This window comes from Candidatus Poriferisodalis sp. (genome assembly GCF_965214215.1).
Taxonomy (GTDB): Bacteria; Actinomycetota; Acidimicrobiia; order Acidimicrobiales; family Poriferisodalaceae; genus Poriferisodalis.
The window spans coordinates 305,218-321,509 of record NZ_CBDCBD010000003.1 but is presented as its reverse complement, the minus strand read 5'-3'; the positions used below and the strand labels follow the sequence as shown (position 1 = coordinate 321,509).

The following is a 16,292-nucleotide window of genomic DNA, read 5'->3' as shown; positions in this document are numbered from 1 at the left end:
TTGCGCCTCGTGGTGTCAGACACGCCCCCGGGGTTTGCGGGCCGCCGAGCCGGTGCCGGTAGCCGTTCGACGGGCTAGAAACAGAGCCGATGACCGATGAAGAACTCGCTGCATTTCGCCGCGGCATCGACAAGGTCGATGCGGAATTGGTGCGCCTGCTGGCGGAACGCTTCCGTATTACTCACGACATCGGCGTCTACAAGGCTGCGAACGACATGCCGCCGGTTGACTTGGTGCGCCAGCATCAGCAAGTGGATGGGCTCCGCCGTCTCGCCTCGTCTGAAGGTCTCGACCCTGATTTCTGTGAGAGATTCGTCCACTTTGTGATGGACGAGGTCATTCGCAATCACCGACGCATAGCCGAGACCTCCAGCGAATTCACCCTCGAGCAGGAAACCCTCTAGACGGGCGAAACCGCCTGGCTGCCGCAAGGGCAGCTCAGCGCGAGGCGATGATGTCGATGCCGACGTTTGCGAGCTGATTGCGCGCTGCCGCTTCGGTCTCGGGCGCCACCGAGGCGGAGAGCGTCTCGATCACCGTGGTCGCGTAGCCATTCGCGGCAGCGTCCACCGCGGTGGCGCGTACGCAATGATCGAACGCCAGTCCCACGACGTCGACCTCGGTCACGCCGGCAGCTGCGAGCACTTCGTTCAGGGACCGACCGTCGTCGTCCACACCTTCGAAGCCCGAATACGCCGCAGCGTGCATGCCCTTGCGAACGCAGGCGTCGATCTGATCGGTCACCGGTTCGAGGGCGGGGTGCAGCTCGGCCTCCGCGGTGCCGGCCACGCCGTGCGGCGGCCAGGTCTCGACGAAGTCGGGCTCGTCGCTGAAATGATCGCCCGGGTCGATGTGCCAATCCTGCGTGGTCACCACCAGGTCGTAACCATGGTCATCGGCGAGTAGGGCCGCCACGCCTGCTGCCACGGCATCGCCGCCTTCGACGGGCAGTGCGCCGCCCTCGCAGAAGGTCGGTTGCACGTCCACGACGAGCAAGGCCGAGCGGGCCGTGTCCTGTCGCTCGTGCCGATCGGTGTATTGAGTCATGTCTGCTCTCCTGCGCCGTAGCTCGTGTCGCCGGGCGCGGCTCCCGCAGCGCTGTGCAGCTCAATTTACCGCTGGCCTAAGCGAGCCCCAGCAGCCTCAGACGCCGAGCAGGAACGAGGCGTTGCCGGCCCAGAACGGCGCCGTGACACCTTCGCCGAGCCCGGCAGCGCTGAACGATGCCTGGAACTCGGCGATCGGGTCGCGGCCGCCTTCGGGGTGCGGCCAGTCGGACGAGAACAGAAACAACTCCGGTCCGGCGTTCGACACCAGCCATCCCACGTCCTCGAAGTGCCAGGGTGTGAATCGCACCTGGCGGCGGATGTAGTCCGAGGGCGCCATGGTCAGCTTCGACAGCTCCGGCTCGTGACGCCCGAATGCCTTGACGCTGTTATCCAGCGAGCGCAGCAGGTTCGGCACCCAGCCGGCACCCAGTTCGATCAATCCGCACCGCAGCTCGGGGAACTTCTCGAAGATGCCGTCGAGCACCATGCACGCCAGCAGGTTCTCTGCGTCGTGGTACAGGTTCAGGAAATCCTTCGAGCGCAGGTTCTCGCCGCCGCCCACGAAGTCCTTGCCGGGGTTCCGACCGTTGTTGTGGTACGTCATCGGCAGCTGATTGCCGCCGTTCGGCCCCAGGTGCAGCAGCACCGGCACGCCGGCTTCGCACAGCAGTGCCCACAGCGGGTCGAAGTCGGGATGGGTGGGGCTCACCTGCGTCGGAACGCCGTGGGGGATCCACGCGGCCCGGCAGCCGACCTCGATGGCTTCGCGGGCGCATTCGACGGTGCGCTGCGGGTCTTCGAGCGGTATGAAAGCCACGCCCAGCAAGCGCGGATCCACCGAACAGAAGTCGGCAATGCCGCGGTTGTGCGCCGCCGCGCCGCCGTACGCCAGATCGACGTCGCCGCGTGCGTGAAACTGCGTGTGCGCAAAGGTGGTGAAGACGAGTTGGCTGGCGAAGCCCAGCTGGTTCAACGCCCCCACCCGCTCGTTGGCATCCATGGAGCCGTACGCGAAATAGCCCTTCGGCCCGCCCACGACATCGGCTGCCAGCTTCGCCGTTTCCTCAGGATCGTCGCGGCGCGCCCAGCACTTCTCCACAAGATCGAGCGTCGCGGCATCGCCGCCGCCCGCCAGGCTCAGATTCCGGAGCTTGCTGGCCGTCGCCCCGTCGGCATAGCTGGCCAGCCAGTCCACCGGCTCCATGAGGTGACTGTCGGTGTCGTGAATCAGCCGCTCACCGGCATACGTCGTCATGATTCCCCTCCACAGCTTGAGTTGCCGGATTGCTGATCCGGAATGCTCAGTCTCGCAGCCGAAGATTCGGAAGTCTCGCGACGTCTCGCTTAGTCGCCCGTCGTCTCGGGCGCGTTCGGCGCTTCCGCCGCTGGAATCGCGGCGACCAGCCTTCGATCAGTGGACAATATGGGTGCGCGGAGCCGGTCGGCGAGCGCGGCGTACAGCGCATCTGCCAGCCGCAGGTTCTCGCGGTAGTTCCATGCGTCGGAGAGCAATGGAGCCAATTGGTGCCGCTGTATGGGCATTCGCTGCAGGATCCCCAGTCGTAACGAGACGGCGTCGGCGCTGAGAGCACCGGCGCGATGGTGTCGGCCGATGGCTGACAGGACTTCGGCATCGAGGTGGGCTGGAGCGTGTAACTCGTTGTGACTCAAGCGGGTTCTGATCGCGCTGGCCGCCGGAGCGCCGATCAGCAAGTCGACGACGGCCGACGCATCCACGATCAGCGACTCACTCACCGAACTCGAATTCGTCCCTGACGGCCGTGATGGCTGCTTGGGCCGTCTCGTCGTCGATGCCCGTCGGGGGCAAAGCCGCCACTTCGTCGAGCCACTCGTCGAGCGCGCATCTGTCGAGCTCGCGCTGAATGGCGGCTTGCGTCAGCCTGGAAACGTTCAGGTCGGCTGCGCGCGCTCTCGTAGCGAGATCGTCCGGCAGGTAGACATTCACGCGTGCCATGCGCATAGCGTACACACTCGCTCCTGGTCGGTCGGCCGTAGACATGCACCGCCAGCATGGAGTCATCGTGGGATGACAGGCAAACGGATTTCGGCATGCAGCTGATGCTCCTGCGAGCACCTCATCCCGCTGCCGACACCGGTCCGTTCGCCACCGTCTGGCAGGGCGTGACCCTCAGCTATTCGACATCGAATCTGAGGTGATGCCTGAGTTCAGTCAGCCGCCGTGGCACCGACTGGGGCCGCCGCGGCACCTGTCGGGATCGTCAGCTGGCCGGCGCTCGGCTGGGGCTCAGTGCGGCCCCGCAGTGCCGGGAGCGCTGGTTCATGGCGACGGTGAGCGCTTGCACGATGGGGGAGGCGCGCATGGCATCGGGCAGTTCGTCGGCGGCTCGGTTGAACGCCGGGCCCACGGCGGCTGAGAGCTGTGCGGCGCGTTTTGGCCCGTCGAAGTTGCGCAGCCCGATCGTTGACGCGGTCGTGGTCCATGCCTGGGGGTTCTCTGCGGCGAGGATGCGCCGGTCAGCCAGGGCAGGCATGGCCAACGTGTGCGACCGGCTCAGATCGCCCTCATAGGGCAGGAGTGACCAGATGTCATAGAGCGGTGCGAGGCGACATTCGCGGGGGCCGAGCAGGATGCTGTAGTTCTTGGAGTGGGCGTCGCTGTTGCACACGAGCCAGTTGAACACGAGGGCGTCGAAGAACCTGCGAAGGTCTGCGTCGGGATCGGCGCTGTTGTCGGCGAGCAAGCGTGCGAGACGGCTGAGCGGGTGGCCGCGATTCTCGGTCCTGTAGATGAAGGTGCCGGGCTCGCCGCACGCTTGCTGGAAGTCCTCTTGGTGGACTCTGGTGACGGTGCCGTCTGCTGCTGCGGAGCGGTCGAAGCGGCGCACGGCGATGACGCTGTGGTCGCCGACTCGCAGTGCATGTGAGCGGGCGACGGCGAGTCCGCAGTGGCGGGCCGCTGCGAGACAGAGATGCTCGTTCACGGCCTGGTCGGCGAGGTCGCGCATGGACGGCTTGAGGATGTGTGTGGAGGGGATGTTGCCCCAAGGTTCGCCCCAGCGGTCGCCGTTGCGCACGAGCGCAGTCTTGGACTGGGCGCCGGCAAGGCTCCACGCCGATCGTGCATGGCTGCGCTGCCATCTCTGTTCGCGGACGAGTTCGTCTACGAGTTCTTCGAACTGCGGCGTGCTGAGCCAGTCGATACCCGAGGGGCGGGAGGCGATGTCATCGAGGTGGCCGAGGGGGCATGTCTGCACGGCACCGGGTAGGTCCAGCCCCAGCGGAGTGCTCAGCAGGTCGAGCGGGGAATCCGACAGCGCCCCGTGCTTCGCGGCCCAGCGGCTGCGGACCATGTCGTTGCCGGGCAGGACGCCGTCGAGCCAGCCGCTGACGCGTGGCCCTTCGGCGACGGGGTCGTTGAGGGGCAGTGACAGTGACAGCGGGGATGCGGCCGGGTCGGCGGCATATGCGGGGTCGTAGGTGAGGCGCAGCCGACGGCGGAATCGGTCGATGACAGCGGCGTGTCGTCCGGCGATGAGAACAGCGAGGGGTTCGGAGGGCATGGCTGCGGCCGGGTCAGCCGTCGGGCGGTTCTGTGTGGGTGGCGAGGACTGCGTCGATGGCGGTGACCGGGCGGGCGTGGACTGCGAGCGAGAGCCCCAGTGCTGTGAGCACTGCGGTGACACGGTCGGCGCCGCCGGGTGTGCGGCCAGTTTCAAAGTCGCTGAGCCATTGCACCGAAACTCCGGCTCGACTGGCGACATCGGCTTGGGTGAGCCTGAGGCTGCGGCGGTGGTTGCGCAATGTGCGTGCGAGGCGACGCGGCGTGCGGATGTCGAAGTCGATGAACTCGGTGGGTGTCGGGTCTGTCATGGCACAACATTTCGTGATGAGCAGCAATTTACCGCAGAGTCGCGAGATTATAGCTCATGGCGATATTTTGGTTCCCAGGAAAAAATACAGGTATCACCGAAATTGTGTGCCAACACACTGATCTACGTGTTGCGACGAAATGGAGCAGCCCTTCTCATGACCCAGAGGATCGGTCAGTTCCTACGGCCTGACTCCTGAGCCTCCGATCTCAGACGAAAGCGGATTGCTTCGGCCGCGAGGGCGTCGATGTGCACGTCGACGACGGCCGAAGCGTTGACGATCAGCAACTCATTCACGGAATTCGAGTTCGTCTTTCGCGGCCAAGACTGCTTCCATCACGGCTGACACTATGTGTCGCTTGGTGCAGTTGATGTCCATCCGATATCGCGCAGTTCTTCTGCCGCCGTGTCCGGATCGCGCCGGACCATCGCCCGGAGTTGCTGAAAGTGGAATCGAGTACGCGATGCCTCGAGCGTCTTGTGCCAGTCTGGCCGCGGTGTCACCAAGTCTTCAAGGATGCAGAACTCGATCAGGTCTTCGAGACTTGGTCTGAATCTGCGTCCGCCGACCGGCAGATGCAGGTCAACGGGACGCCGCCGCTCATGGCCACAGATGTTCAGGATGTGTTGACACCTCTGGACGTCTCCATGTACGTGCAAGTGTGCTGCCGGGTACTGATTGGTCGGCACTCGTACGTAGTCGTATGTCAGCACAGGGAGGCCATCACCCGCAGAAGCGATCGTGTACGCACTCTTCGTCGTGGTCAGGTAGCGGCGTTCAGGGTCAAGTTCAAGGGTCTGGATGATCTTGAGGCTGAGACGCGCTGCCGATCTTGAGATCGTCAGCGGAACAGCCTCACCTCTCGGATGTTCTTGGCTGATGCGGAACCCTACGAAGGCCCGGCCATCCTTGTGCATGATTGCTCTGATGCGTATGCCGTCCGTGACGGTGCCGTTCAGCAGGTCAGAGAGTTCTCCCGCGAAATCTTGGGCCTGACGGCGCAGGTCAGGCTGGGAGCGGCTCAAAGGAAGAGACCACGAACCAAGCTTCGCGGGCAATGTGGCTCTCGAATCGCCCGTCGGCCGCCTGACGCTGAAGTTCTTCCCAGGTGCAGCCAGCCTCGGCGAGCGCGTTGTCAATCATGACGCGCACCTCGTCGTCATCTAGCACGATGACCTCAATGTCGTCGTACCGGTCTGCTTCGTCGCTCATCGGTGCGCCTTGTCGTTGTGCCAAACGTGCTGACTCACGCTGACTGCGTTCTCTGGATACAGGTCGTGTGAGACATGATGATCAGGTGGGTGTGACATCAAGATAGCGGCAGTGTCGCTATGGGCCGCGGCGCAAGCAGGGCTCTGGGTGCGGTGCGTCAGCCTCCGTGGCGGAGGAGGTGGCCGCTGTAGGTCTCGGTCTGTGTGTCCTCGGAGATGGTCTCGGCGCCGTTCACGATGACGCTGCGATACCCGCTGGCTCGTTGGATCCGGCGCCACTCGCCGCCTGGCAGATCGTGGACGACCTCGTTGGGACCGATTTCCAGATTCTCGGGGTCGTACACCAGCACGTCGGCGGGGCCGCCGTTGCGGATCAGTCCTCGGTCGCGGAACCCGGCGAGCTGTGCGGGCAGCGCAGAGAGGCGACGGTGGGCTTCCTCGTAGGTCACCCACTGGTTCTCGCGTACATGCTCGGTCAGCGTCTCAGTCGGGTAGCGCCCGGCCGTGAGGAACTTGGTGTGCGCACCGCCGTCGGACACACCGAACAGCATGTGCGGGTACTGCACCACATCTCGCAGCAGGTCTGAATTGCCCTGCGGCGGCGCCACGAAGAACAGCGTGTCGAGCCCGTCGGTGACGGCGACGTCAAGCATGAGGTCTACCGGGTCCTTGCCAGCCATCTCGGCTGCCTGGCCGACCGACATCTCCCGGTACTGCTCGGTCGAGGCGCTGCGCGGCGACAGGATCGTCACCGTCTCGAGCGGCGCCGTCGCCGTGCGAGGAAGGGTGTCCTTGAGGGCCTGCCGGCGGCTGGGATCGGACATCTTCGCCAGCCGTTCGGCCTTGTCACCCATGCAGGCTTCCATCCACGCTTCGGAGTCGTCGTAGAGGTTCCAGTCTTCGAGGGTGAAGGTGAACCCTGCATCGCTGGTGACGCCTTGGCCGTAGACCGGCACACCCTGCTCGCGGCAGCGCTCCAGCCACTCGATCTGGCGCTGGTGGATGGTGGGCTTGTCCTCGAAGGCCTGCACCACGTTGTGCAGCAACGGGCGGCCGCTGATCGACGCGATCTCCTCGAGATGAGCGAGGTCGTGAGTCACATTGCCGCTGGTCAGCGTCATCTGCACGACGCCTTCGTTGCGCTCGGCCAGCACCCTGGCGAGGACGAGTGCCGTCTCGTCGTTCATCATGTCGGTGGGCATCGGCGTGCCGTCCCAGTCGCGCTGCACCGCAGCGGGACCGGTGGGAGGCAGCCGCTGGGCCGACCAGCCGCAGCCGCCGGCGTCCATCGCCTCATGCACCAGCTTGGCCAGCATCTCGTGCTCGCCCACCGTCGGCATGCGGCCGTCCTTGGCGTCGTCGAGGCCTAGCACCATCACCAGCATCGGGCCGATCGGCACGTACGGCAGGATGTTGAGCGCCTTGGGCGTGCGCTCAAGGCTGTCGAGGTACTCGGGGAACGTCACCCAGTCCCACGGCATGCCTTGGCGCATGGACTCATAGGGGATGGCCTCCACCCGGGTCATCGAGCGCATGGCGTACTCGCGCATGTCGGGGTCGACCGGGGCGAAACCGAAACCGCAGTTGCCGATGGCGACCGACGTGATGCCGTGCCAGCCCGACAGCGTGCAGTACGGGTCCCAGAACACCTGGGCGTCGTAGTGGGTGTGCAAGTCGACGAAGCCCGGCGCGATGTGCATGCCCGAGGCGTCGATGATCTTGGCGCCCTCGCGAGCATCCACACGTCCGACGGCGGCGATCCTGCCCCCGGCGATGCCGACGTCACCGCGCACTCGTGGCGCTCCGGTGCCGTCGAAGATCATTCCGTCCTTGATGACGATGTCGTAGGTGCTCATGGCGATTTCTCCCGAGGTTCCATCGTTCGGCGCGGTCGATGCGATCGATCGCGCTGCGTTCGCTGTTCTGATTGTGCCCGACGAGGCCTATGGCGTGCTTGCCGGCGACGGGACGCTGTCGGGTGTGAGGCTGTCGGACGCGGCCCCCTCACATCTGGCGCAGCCTGATGAGACGCCGTCAGACGCCGAGGTCCCAGCCCATTCGCTGTGCCGCATAGAGCGTGTCGGTGTACTCCTCCATGTGGGCGATCAAGCCGCCGCGGCAGTCGTACACCCAGCAGTACTGGTTGTCGTACTCGCGACCAGTGGCCTTGGCGGTGGCTGTGAGCCGCTGCTGCACGACGGCGGTGCCGCCGTCGACGATCATCCTGCGGACCTCGAGGCTGATCGGCTGGGAGATGTCGAAGGTCTGGCGGACCACGCGGCCACCCAAGGCTTCGACTACTTCTTTCGCACCGGACATCGTGTCGACGGCATTGCCCTGCGCGGCCGTTTCGGGCAGCACCCAGGTGACCTCCGGGTCGAGACACTCCAACATCGCGTCTCTGTCGGCCGTGGTCAGCGCCGCGTAGTAGCGCTCCAACAGTGCCCGCGTCTGCGCAGATTCCATGGTCGTCACTCCTTCGGAGATGGTCGCTCTAGGGCGCTGTGGCTCGCAGTGCGTCGTCGAGCCGGTCGAACATCAGCCCGATCTCGTCATCGGTGATGATGAGCGGCGGGCAGAAGCCCAGCGCGTTGCCGATGGGCCGCGAGATCACGCCGCGCTTGAGGAAAGCCTCGCGAGCTTCGGTGGCGTCCCTGCCGATGTCGCAGGCCCAGATGCCGCCAAGGCCCCGGTAGCTGTCGATCATGCCGTCGCCCTGCAGCGCCAAGAAGCCTTCTTCCATCCGCTCGCCGATGTCGCTCGCTCGTTCCACCAGCCCTTCGGACTCGATGACACCGATGTTGGCGACACCGGCGGCGCACGCCGTGGGGTGGCCCGAATAGGTGTAGCCGTGCATGAACTTGTTCTGGTCGGCTTCGAGCGTGTCTGCGATCTCGCGTGACACCACCACGCCCGACAGCGGGAGGTAGCCCGAGGTCACGCCCTTGGCGAAGGTGAACATGTCGGGGACCACGCCGAACGTCTGGCCGCCGAACCAGCTGCCGGTACGCCCGAAGCCGCAGATCACCTCGTCGAAGATGAGCAGCGCGCCGTGCTCATCGCACAGCCGCCGCAAGCCCTCGAAGTAGCCAGGCGGGGGCGGGATGACGCCGCCAGCGCCCTGGATCGGCTCGGAGATGACGGCGGCGATGCGCTCGCCGTGTTCGGCGAACAGCTGCGCGGCAGGTTCGACGTCGTCGTTGGGAATCTCGACTACGTGCGGCAGCAGGTCGCCCCAGCCGTCCCGGATCGGCTCGAGACCCTGCACGCTGGTGCCGCCCACGTTCACGCCGTGATAACCGCCGGTGCGGCGCACGATGATCTGCCGGTCTTCGTCGCCGCGCAGCCGGTGGATCCGCCGGGCGAACTTCAAGACGGTGTCGATGGCCTCGGAGCCCGAGCAGCCCAAGAACACCCGGCCGTCGGGGTGCTGGGAGCGCGCTCGCACCATCTCTGCGACTTCCACAGCAGGTCCGTTGGAGAATGGCTCGAAGGTGTTGTACGTCTGCAGCCGGTCGAGCTGCGCGGTGATCGCGTCGATGACGGTGCGATTGCCGTGGCCGATCTGGCACAGCCACAAGCTGGCGAGCGCGTCGATGTATTCGTTGCCGGCAGCGTCGCGCAGCATGACGCCCTCGCCTGAGACGATCTCGATGAACTCGTTCTCGTCGCGGCTGAGAATCGAGAACGGATGGATGAGTGCGTTGCTGCCCATCTCGGACACCCCCATGTGTGCGCTCCCGTGGCCGTGAGCACCCTCATCGGCACAGGTCTCTGCGCAGCCTACGCAATCGCTGCTGGTTCAAGGGTGGGACGGCCGGGGGTGCCCGAGGACTGCGCAGCGCCTGAAGGGCATGGGAGCGGACGGAGCGCCGCGCTCACGGGCCGCGGTGTCCACTGCTTCGCCCATCGGCTCAGCCCCTACGCCAATGCGGGCGAATGCGATGGGGTTTCGTAGGCTGATGGCGTTTGGCGGTGCGCTGGCAGGCGCGGTCGCTGAAGGGAGTATCGATGTCGCTGCGACACGGCCGTCCGCTGGTGATGATCCCCGGCCCGTCAGTCATTCCCGATCGCGTCCTGAACGCTATGCGTCGACCGATTCCGAATATCTACGAGGGCGAGGTGGTGGATCTCACCTACTCGTTGCTGGACCGGCTGCCGGCGCTGGCCCGCACCGAGCATCGGGCCTACATCGCTGTCTCGAACGGTCACGGCGCTTGGGAGATGGCGATCACCAACACGCTCTCTCGCGGCGACAAGGTTCTCGTGCTCGAAGTCGGGCACTTCGCCACGAATTGGGCCGAGATGGCTGCGATGAGCGGCGTCAAGTTCGAAGTGCTGCACGCTGCGGATCGAGCTGCCATCGAGCCCGATGCGGTCACCGAACGTTTGCGGGCCGATGTCGGGCGGGAGTTCGCCGCTGTGCTCGTCGCGCAGACCGACACGGCGTCATCAGTTCGCAACGACATCGCCGCAGTGCGTCGCGCCATGGACGAGGCTGATCATCCGGCACTGTTGATGGCGGACTGCGTGGCCTCGTTGGGGTGCGAGCCGTTCGAGATGGACGACTGGAACGTTGACGTCACCGTGGCGGGCAGCCAGAAGGGCCTGATGGTGCCTCCGGGCCTCGGCATGGTGTGGGTCTCTCCGAAGGCGTGGGAAGCCCATCAGCGAGCCGACCTGCGCACCGCATATTGGGACTGGACTCGCCGCACCGACCCCGATGCGCACTACTGGATCTTCTGCGGCACGCCGCCGGTCCAGCACCTGTGGGGCCTCGCTGAGGCGCTCGACATGATCGACGAGGAAGGCCTGGAGAACGTCTGGGAGCGCCATCGTGTGATGGCGAGCGCCATTCACGCAGCCGTCGACGCCTGGTCTGCGCCAGGCGGTCTCGAGCTGAACGTGGTGGACCGGGCACATCGCTCAAACTCGGTCACGATGATCCGCACCGGCGAGGTGTCGGCGCAGCAGCTGCGCGCCACCTGCGAGAGCGAAGCGGGCCTCACACTGGGGCTCAGCATCACCGGCAACGCCGACGCCGAATTCCGCATCGGCCACATGGGTCACCTCAACCCGCCGATGCTGCTCGGCACCCTCGGCACCATCGAGGCCACCCTGTTGGCCGTTGAAGCGCCGATGGGCGCATCGGGAGTGGCCGCTGCGGCGCAGATCATCGCCGAAGCCACCACGCCAGCGCCCAAGCCGCCCCCCACCCCCGAGGACCCTTGGTCCTGATCCGGCGACGCGCACCGGTGAGCGCAGCAGCTCGGTCTGCTTGCCGAGCGGATGCGTTGACATCACGCCGAGCCGACCGGCTGGTCGGCTGTGAACTCAGCCGATGATGCCGAAGGTGTCGAGCCAGATCGGCGTGGTCGCCGCAAGTATCACGCCCATCTGCCAGTAGTGGCGGTGCTGCGCGGCGCGCCGGTCCTCGGCTCGCTGGTCTGTAAATTCGCGCCGGTCTTCTGATCGCTGGTCTGTAAATTCGCGCCGGTCTTCTGATCGCTGGTCTGCGAGTTCGCCGCGGTCCTCTGCGCGTTGCTCTGCGTGTATGCGACGGTCCTCTTCGCGTTGGCGCTGGTCCTCCGCGCGTTGCTCTGCGTGTATGCGACGGTCCTCTTCGCGTTGGCGCTGGTCCTCCGCGCGTTGCTCCGCGAGTGCGCGACGGTCTTCTGCGCGTTGTTGCGCCTGAATGCGCTGGTCCTCCGAGCGTTGCTCTGCGAGGACGCGATGATCTTCGGAGCGTTGCTCTGCGAGGACGCGATGATCTTCGGAGCGTTGCTCTGCGAGTGCGCGACGGTCTTCTGCGCGTTGCTTCGCGTGTGCGCGGCGGTCTTCCGCGCGTTGAGCTTCGTACTCTTTGCGCATCTCGGCAAAGCCGGCGTACATGTCTTCCTTGGTGGCGAAGCGCGACAGCTCGGCCGTCAAGCATTCCTTGGTGACGAGTTCAGACACCGGCGCTGGTGCCAAGCAGGACATCAGATACTCCGCCGTGGGTTGGTCGTGCAATTCGCAAATCCAAGCATAGATGCGGCTTCGATGTTGTTCGGACATGGGAGGCTCCACGGAGTAGCGGGCTACGGGAGCAAACAATAAAATATCCTTTCAGTACAAGCCAACCATTTACAATCTCTCCCGCGTCTCGGATGAGGCGCGGTGGCAGCGACGCCGAAGCATCCCCGACCGCAGCTTTCGCCGGAATGCGGGTGCCACGCCTGCAGCTCGCCGTAGCCCTCGCCGCCGTTGGCGAGACGGCGATGGCCGACTGGGCGGAGTTGTTCGTTCTCAACGCAGTGGATGACGATGCCGCTCACATTCAAGTGAGCCTCAGCATTGCCGCGGGCGCGATTACCAAGGACAAGCTGATGGACGCCGCCCAGACCGCCGGCATCCATTGCGACGCCGCCGAGTTGTGATGGCCCGTCAGGTTGTCAGCGCCTTGCAGCCGTCAAGAACCGTCATCGCTGGCGGCGCGGCGACGGCGTGTGCGCTCACCTTCGTCGTGCGCTTGGCGAAGCTGGGCGATGCGGTGGTCGTCGGGACCCTCTAGCAGTTCTGCGACGAGCGCTGTCATCTCTGCCAGATCGATCGAGCGCGCTTCGAACATCTCGCTCAGGTCGAACCAGTCCCTTCGACGGTCGAAGAATGCCTTGAACACGGCGAGGTCCGAGCAGCACAGGAACGGCATCTGCTCGCCCAGGAACGGATGCCGGACGACGCGTGTTGCCACTTCGGTGTGAAACGGATCATTCGTGAGAAAGATGTCAACCGGAATGGTGTCGCACATCAGACGCGTTTGGCCCGATGTGCGCAGTTCGGACTTTGCGGAATCGGTGGCGACGATCTCGAGGGGCAGTGCAGCGAGCGCAACCTCCGCGGATTCAGCTTCGATGAAGATGTTGAGATCCACATCTCGGGTTGTACGCGGCTCAGGAATGCACCAGGCCAAAGCCAATGCACCGCCGAAGGCGTACGGCAGACCTGAGCACTGAAGGGAACGGTGCAACCGCCGGATCAACCCCAATATGTCGGGAGCGAGGACCTCAGCTGGCTGGTCGCTCATGTCGGCTCCTGAACACGGGATATTCCAGCTCGGGCGAACTCTGCCTCGGCAAATGCATGGCGAGGCAGAGCAGGCTCGCCAACACCTCGCCGCGCTCCACCTCGGTCATGGCTACAGGCGGATACTCCTTCAGCAGAAGCCTGGGGCGCTGAGCTGCTGACATGAGGCCAGTGTGCCCGATCCCAGCGGCGGGGCAAAGTTCAGGCGCTGACGAGCTGGCGGATCAGCACGGCGGTCGCACTGGTGGCCGCTACGCCGAGCACGATCATCCGAAAACGCGGTCCCGCAAGGCGCGGTCGCAGCCACCGGCCGATCGGCAGCCCGAGCACTACTGCGGGCAGCAGGCCCAGCCCGAGCCACAGTTGGCGCAGTCCGAACTCGCCGATGATGGCGAGGGCCACGATGATCGCGGTGCCGACGACCAGCATGTAGGTCGCCATGGTGGCTCGCAGTGCCGCGGGTGGCCAGTGGCTGGCGAATACGGCATACACCGGACCGGGCACGGCCGCCACGGACGACGAGAAGGCCGTTCCGGCGCCGGCCGCGTAGTCGGCCAAGCGACCTTCGGGTGGCCGCGTGCCGACCGCTTGCACCGCGACTGCCAGCAGCACGAACAGGCTCACGGCAATGGCGAGGGAGCGATCGCTCAAGGCGGCAAGCAGTGCCACGCCCCCTACCAGACCCAGCGGCGCAGCCATCAGTTGTCGCCGCATGGCTGGTGCGTTCAGCGACGCCCGGTCGGCAATTGCGTTGCGCACATTGATGCCTCCCGCCACCATCAGCATCGGACCCGGCACGAACGTGGGCTCCATGACGACCAGGATCGGCCCGGCGATGAGGCCCATGCCAATGCCGATGCAGGCCTGAGTGCCGGCGCCCACAGCGATGAACAGGGCTGCGATCACGTACTCGGCGATGCTCACTGTGCGCTCCTCGCGCGGCTCACGGCGAGATGTCTGGCTGAGCAAGGCCGTGGCCGAAGAGTCTTCGCAAACTGCACGTCACGGGCAGCCACCATCTCGTGACGCCCATGCGGTGCCGTTCATGCGGCTCAACGGATGCTCATCGGGCGACGACGGCGTTTGCCATGTCTAGATGGGCAGGTTGCCCGTCGCAGCCCCGGTGCCGCCGGTGTCGGTGTACGCGGCGATGGTGCGCTGCGCAATCCGCATCTGGTGCACCTCATCCGCGCCGTCGGCGAAACGGGCCCAGCGGGCGTGCTGGTACATGTGCGCCAGCGGCGTATCGGTGGAATATCCGAGCGCCCCGTGCACCTGGATGGACCGGTCGATGATCCGGCCGAGCATGTTTGCCACGAAGTGCTTGGCCATCGACACCTCGGCCTTGAAGTCCTCACCGGTGCCGGCTTGGGCCCGGTCGACCTTGTAGGCGGCATGCAGCACCATCAGCTTCGCCTGGTACAGCTCCATCGTGCTGTCGGCGATCATCCACTGGATGCCCTGCTTCTCGGCGAGCAGCGAGCCGTGGGCGTACCGGTTCAGGGACCGGTCCACCATCATGTCGAGCGCCATCTGGGCCTGGGCGATCCAGCGCATGCAGTGCGCGAGCCGAGCCGGGCCCAGCCGATACTGACCCAGCAGGTGACCTTGGCCGCGCCCGCCCAGCATCTGACCGGCGCCGACCCGCAGGTCCTCGATGAGGATCTCGCTGTGGCCTGTGCCCCCGTGCATGGTCTCGATCTGGCGGACCTCGGTCCAGCCGTCGGCCGGCAAGTCCACGATGAACGCGGAGTTGCCGGCTTGAGGGATGTCGGGATTGTCCTCGGTACGGGCGATGAGTATGGCGAACTTGGACCGGTGCGCGTTCGAGATGAACCACTTGTGGCCGTTCAGCACCCACTCGTCGCCGTCGGGATAGCCCCGGGTCTGAATCAGCGTCGGGTCTGAGCCAGCCACCTCCGGCTCGGTCATCGCGAAGCACGACTCGGCACGGCCCTCGCACAGCGGCGCCAGGTAGCGCTGCTTCTGGGAGTCGGTACCCCAGTGCAACAGCGTGTGCATGTTGCCCTCATTGGGGGCTTGGCAGTTGAGCACCCACGGTCCGAACCTGGTCTTTGCAGCCTCGGCCTGCACCATGGCCATCTCGACGTGGCCGAGCCCCATGCCGCCCCACTCGGCGGGCATGTGCGGCAGCCACAGCTGCTCGTCGCGAGCCCGCTGGCGCATGCCCAGCAGCGCCGCCACATACGCGTCGCGGTCGGTCTCCTCGAGTTGCTCCGCATCGATGCGGCCCTCGACTGGCCGCACTTCAGCGTCGATGAACGCAGCAATCCGCTTGCGGAGCTCTTCGAGTTCGGGGGTCAAGCTGAAGTCGATAGCCATCGTGGGACCTCTCTTGGAAGCGATTGCCGCTGCGTTAGTCGTCCGACGCGCCCGTCGCGGCGCTAGATCGTGAAGGGTTCCCCGTCGCCGCGCTCGCGAACTGCGATCTCCTCAACTGGCTTGCGGTTCAGCTTGGTGAGCTGCTTGGTCGGCTTGCCGATCGGCAGCAGGGCGCAGACTGCCTCCCAGTCCTCCAGCCCGAGGAATTCCTTGGCTGCGGGCTCGTTTGCCGACAGCAGCGTGGTCATTGCTCCGCCCAAGCCCTCGTTGCGGGCGCCCAGCAGGATGTTCCACGCGAACGGGTACACCGAGGCGCCGCTCACCACGCCGACGCGGTCCTGCTCCTTGTCGATCGAGGCGACCACGCGCAGATCGACCGTGACCACCAGCACCACTGGCACCTCATCCATGCGCGAGAACATCGGCAGCGGGAACTTCAATGACTCGTCGGCCATGGCCTCTTCGATGTTCACCGATGAGGGGTTGTAGCTCTGCCAGTAGACCTCGCCGGCTGCGACCTGCGCTGCGGCGACGCGCATGGCCGGGAAGCACATCTCGCCGAGACGCTTCTTGCGGGCAGGGTCGCGCACCACGATGACCTTGTGGCCCTGGCGGTTGCCGCCGCTGGCCGCGAACCGGGCATTGTCGAAGATGCGGTACAGCACCTCGTCGGTGACTGCGTCGTCGGTGAAGTCCCGAGCGGCGAAGGTGGTGCGCATGACGTCGTAAATCTCCATCGCGCCAGTCTCGCATCGGCAGGTCAACTCCGCGC

General features: G+C 65.6%; 19 protein-coding genes. 3 read left to right on the top strand and 16 right to left on the bottom strand.

From position 1 onward, the window contains the following. Nucleotides 1-89 precede the first annotated feature (89 nt). On the top strand, nucleotides 90-404 hold the full coding sequence (locus tag ACOOF5_RS03990; RefSeq protein WP_420436859.1) for a chorismate mutase: 315 nt from the start codon (nucleotides 90-92) through the stop codon (nucleotides 402-404). A 34-nt stretch (nucleotides 405-438) separates the two neighbouring features. Here the strand turns inward: ACOOF5_RS03990 and ACOOF5_RS03985 are convergent, their stop codons facing one another. The 11 genes from ACOOF5_RS03985 to ACOOF5_RS03935 form a co-directional block, all read right to left on the bottom strand. Beyond that, nucleotides 439-1,047 carry an isochorismatase family protein gene (locus ACOOF5_RS03985; protein ID WP_420436857.1) on the bottom strand — a complete coding sequence of 203 codons (609 nt, stop codon included), beginning with the start codon at nucleotides 1,045-1,047 and terminating at the stop codon, nucleotides 439-441. Between the two features lie 96 nt (nucleotides 1,048-1,143). After that, a complete protein-coding gene (locus ACOOF5_RS03980; RefSeq protein WP_420436855.1) occupies nucleotides 1,144-2,304 on the bottom strand; it encodes an amidohydrolase family protein in 1,161 nt (386 codons plus the stop codon). A gap of 89 nt (nucleotides 2,305-2,393) precedes the next feature. Beyond that, complete coding sequence (locus ACOOF5_RS03975; protein WP_420436853.1) at nucleotides 2,394-2,804, bottom strand: type II toxin-antitoxin system VapC family toxin; 411 nt, start codon at nucleotides 2,802-2,804, stop codon at nucleotides 2,394-2,396. Next, nucleotides 2,797-3,024, bottom strand: coding sequence for a type II toxin-antitoxin system CcdA family antitoxin (locus ACOOF5_RS03970; protein ID WP_420436851.1), 228 nt, complete (start codon nucleotides 3,022-3,024; stop codon nucleotides 2,797-2,799). Before ACOOF5_RS03970 ends, ACOOF5_RS03975 begins: the two co-directional genes overlap by 8 nt. A 265-nt stretch (nucleotides 3,025-3,289) precedes the next feature. Beyond that, entirely contained in the window at nucleotides 3,290-4,591 is a 1,302-nt protein-coding gene (locus tag ACOOF5_RS03965; protein WP_420436849.1) for a HipA domain-containing protein, read from the bottom strand. 13 nt (nucleotides 4,592-4,604) lie between these two features. Further along, entirely contained in the window at nucleotides 4,605-4,901 is a 297-nt protein-coding gene (locus ACOOF5_RS03960; protein WP_420436847.1) for a helix-turn-helix domain-containing protein, read from the bottom strand. A gap of 347 nt (nucleotides 4,902-5,248) precedes the next feature. Beyond that, on the bottom strand, nucleotides 5,249-5,926 hold the full coding sequence (locus ACOOF5_RS03955; RefSeq protein ID WP_420436845.1) for a hypothetical protein: 678 nt from the start codon (nucleotides 5,924-5,926) through the stop codon (nucleotides 5,249-5,251). After that, a complete protein-coding gene (locus ACOOF5_RS03950; RefSeq protein WP_420436843.1) occupies nucleotides 5,907-6,113 on the bottom strand; it encodes a hypothetical protein in 207 nt (68 codons plus the stop codon). Before ACOOF5_RS03950 ends, ACOOF5_RS03955 begins: the two co-directional genes overlap by 20 nt. Before the next feature lie 157 nt (nucleotides 6,114-6,270). Further along, the gene (locus tag ACOOF5_RS03945) at nucleotides 6,271-7,968 is read right to left on the bottom strand and encodes an N-acyl-D-amino-acid deacylase family protein (protein ID WP_420436841.1); all 1,698 of its coding nucleotides are present in this window, start codon (nucleotides 7,966-7,968) and stop codon (nucleotides 6,271-6,273) included. Between the two features lie 178 nt (nucleotides 7,969-8,146). Continuing rightward, nucleotides 8,147-8,578 (bottom strand): nuclear transport factor 2 family protein, encoded by a 432-nt coding sequence (locus ACOOF5_RS03940; RefSeq protein WP_420436839.1) that lies wholly within the window; start codon nucleotides 8,576-8,578, stop codon nucleotides 8,147-8,149. Between the two features lie 28 nt (nucleotides 8,579-8,606). Then, nucleotides 8,607-9,827, bottom strand: a complete 1,221-nt coding sequence (locus ACOOF5_RS03935) for an aspartate aminotransferase family protein (RefSeq protein WP_420436837.1) — start codon at nucleotides 9,825-9,827, stop codon at nucleotides 8,607-8,609. Nucleotides 9,828-10,123: 296 nt separating this feature from the next. On the opposite strand from ACOOF5_RS03935, the gene ACOOF5_RS03930 reads away from it, so the two are divergent. Further along, the gene (locus ACOOF5_RS03930) at nucleotides 10,124-11,350 is read left to right on the top strand and encodes a pyridoxal-phosphate-dependent aminotransferase family protein (RefSeq protein WP_420436835.1); all 1,227 of its coding nucleotides are present in this window, start codon (nucleotides 10,124-10,126) and stop codon (nucleotides 11,348-11,350) included. 96 nt (nucleotides 11,351-11,446) lie between these two features. Here the strand turns inward: ACOOF5_RS03930 and ACOOF5_RS03925 are convergent, their stop codons facing one another. Continuing rightward, nucleotides 11,447-12,094: a hypothetical protein gene (locus tag ACOOF5_RS03925; protein ID WP_420436833.1), complete on the bottom strand. Its 648-nt coding sequence runs from the start codon at nucleotides 12,092-12,094 to the stop codon at nucleotides 11,447-11,449. Nucleotides 12,095-12,315: 221 nt separating this feature from the next. Between ACOOF5_RS03925 and ACOOF5_RS03920 the strand changes: the two genes are divergently transcribed. Then, the gene (locus ACOOF5_RS03920; protein WP_420436831.1) at nucleotides 12,316-12,531 is read left to right on the top strand and encodes a hypothetical protein; all 216 of its coding nucleotides are present in this window, start codon (nucleotides 12,316-12,318) and stop codon (nucleotides 12,529-12,531) included. A 32-nt stretch (nucleotides 12,532-12,563) separates the two neighbouring features. On the opposite strand, the gene ACOOF5_RS03915 is transcribed toward ACOOF5_RS03920, so the two are convergent. From ACOOF5_RS03915 to ACOOF5_RS03900, 4 genes are all read right to left on the bottom strand, one after another. Next, nucleotides 12,564-13,178 carry a nucleotidyl transferase AbiEii/AbiGii toxin family protein gene (locus tag ACOOF5_RS03915; RefSeq protein ID WP_420436829.1) on the bottom strand — a complete coding sequence of 205 codons (615 nt, stop codon included), beginning with the start codon at nucleotides 13,176-13,178 and terminating at the stop codon, nucleotides 12,564-12,566. A 200-nt stretch (nucleotides 13,179-13,378) separates the two neighbouring features. Next, nucleotides 13,379-14,101: a TSUP family transporter gene (locus tag ACOOF5_RS03910; RefSeq protein WP_420436827.1), complete on the bottom strand. Its 723-nt coding sequence runs from the start codon at nucleotides 14,099-14,101 to the stop codon at nucleotides 13,379-13,381. Nucleotides 14,102-14,269: 168 nt separating this feature from the next. Continuing rightward, nucleotides 14,270-15,520, bottom strand: a complete 1,251-nt coding sequence (locus ACOOF5_RS03905; protein ID WP_420436824.1) for an acyl-CoA dehydrogenase family protein — start codon at nucleotides 15,518-15,520, stop codon at nucleotides 14,270-14,272. A gap of 62 nt (nucleotides 15,521-15,582) precedes the next feature. Beyond that, nucleotides 15,583-16,257, bottom strand: a complete 675-nt coding sequence (locus ACOOF5_RS03900) for a nitroreductase family protein (protein ID WP_420436822.1) — start codon at nucleotides 16,255-16,257, stop codon at nucleotides 15,583-15,585. Nucleotides 16,258-16,292 lie beyond the last annotated feature (35 nt).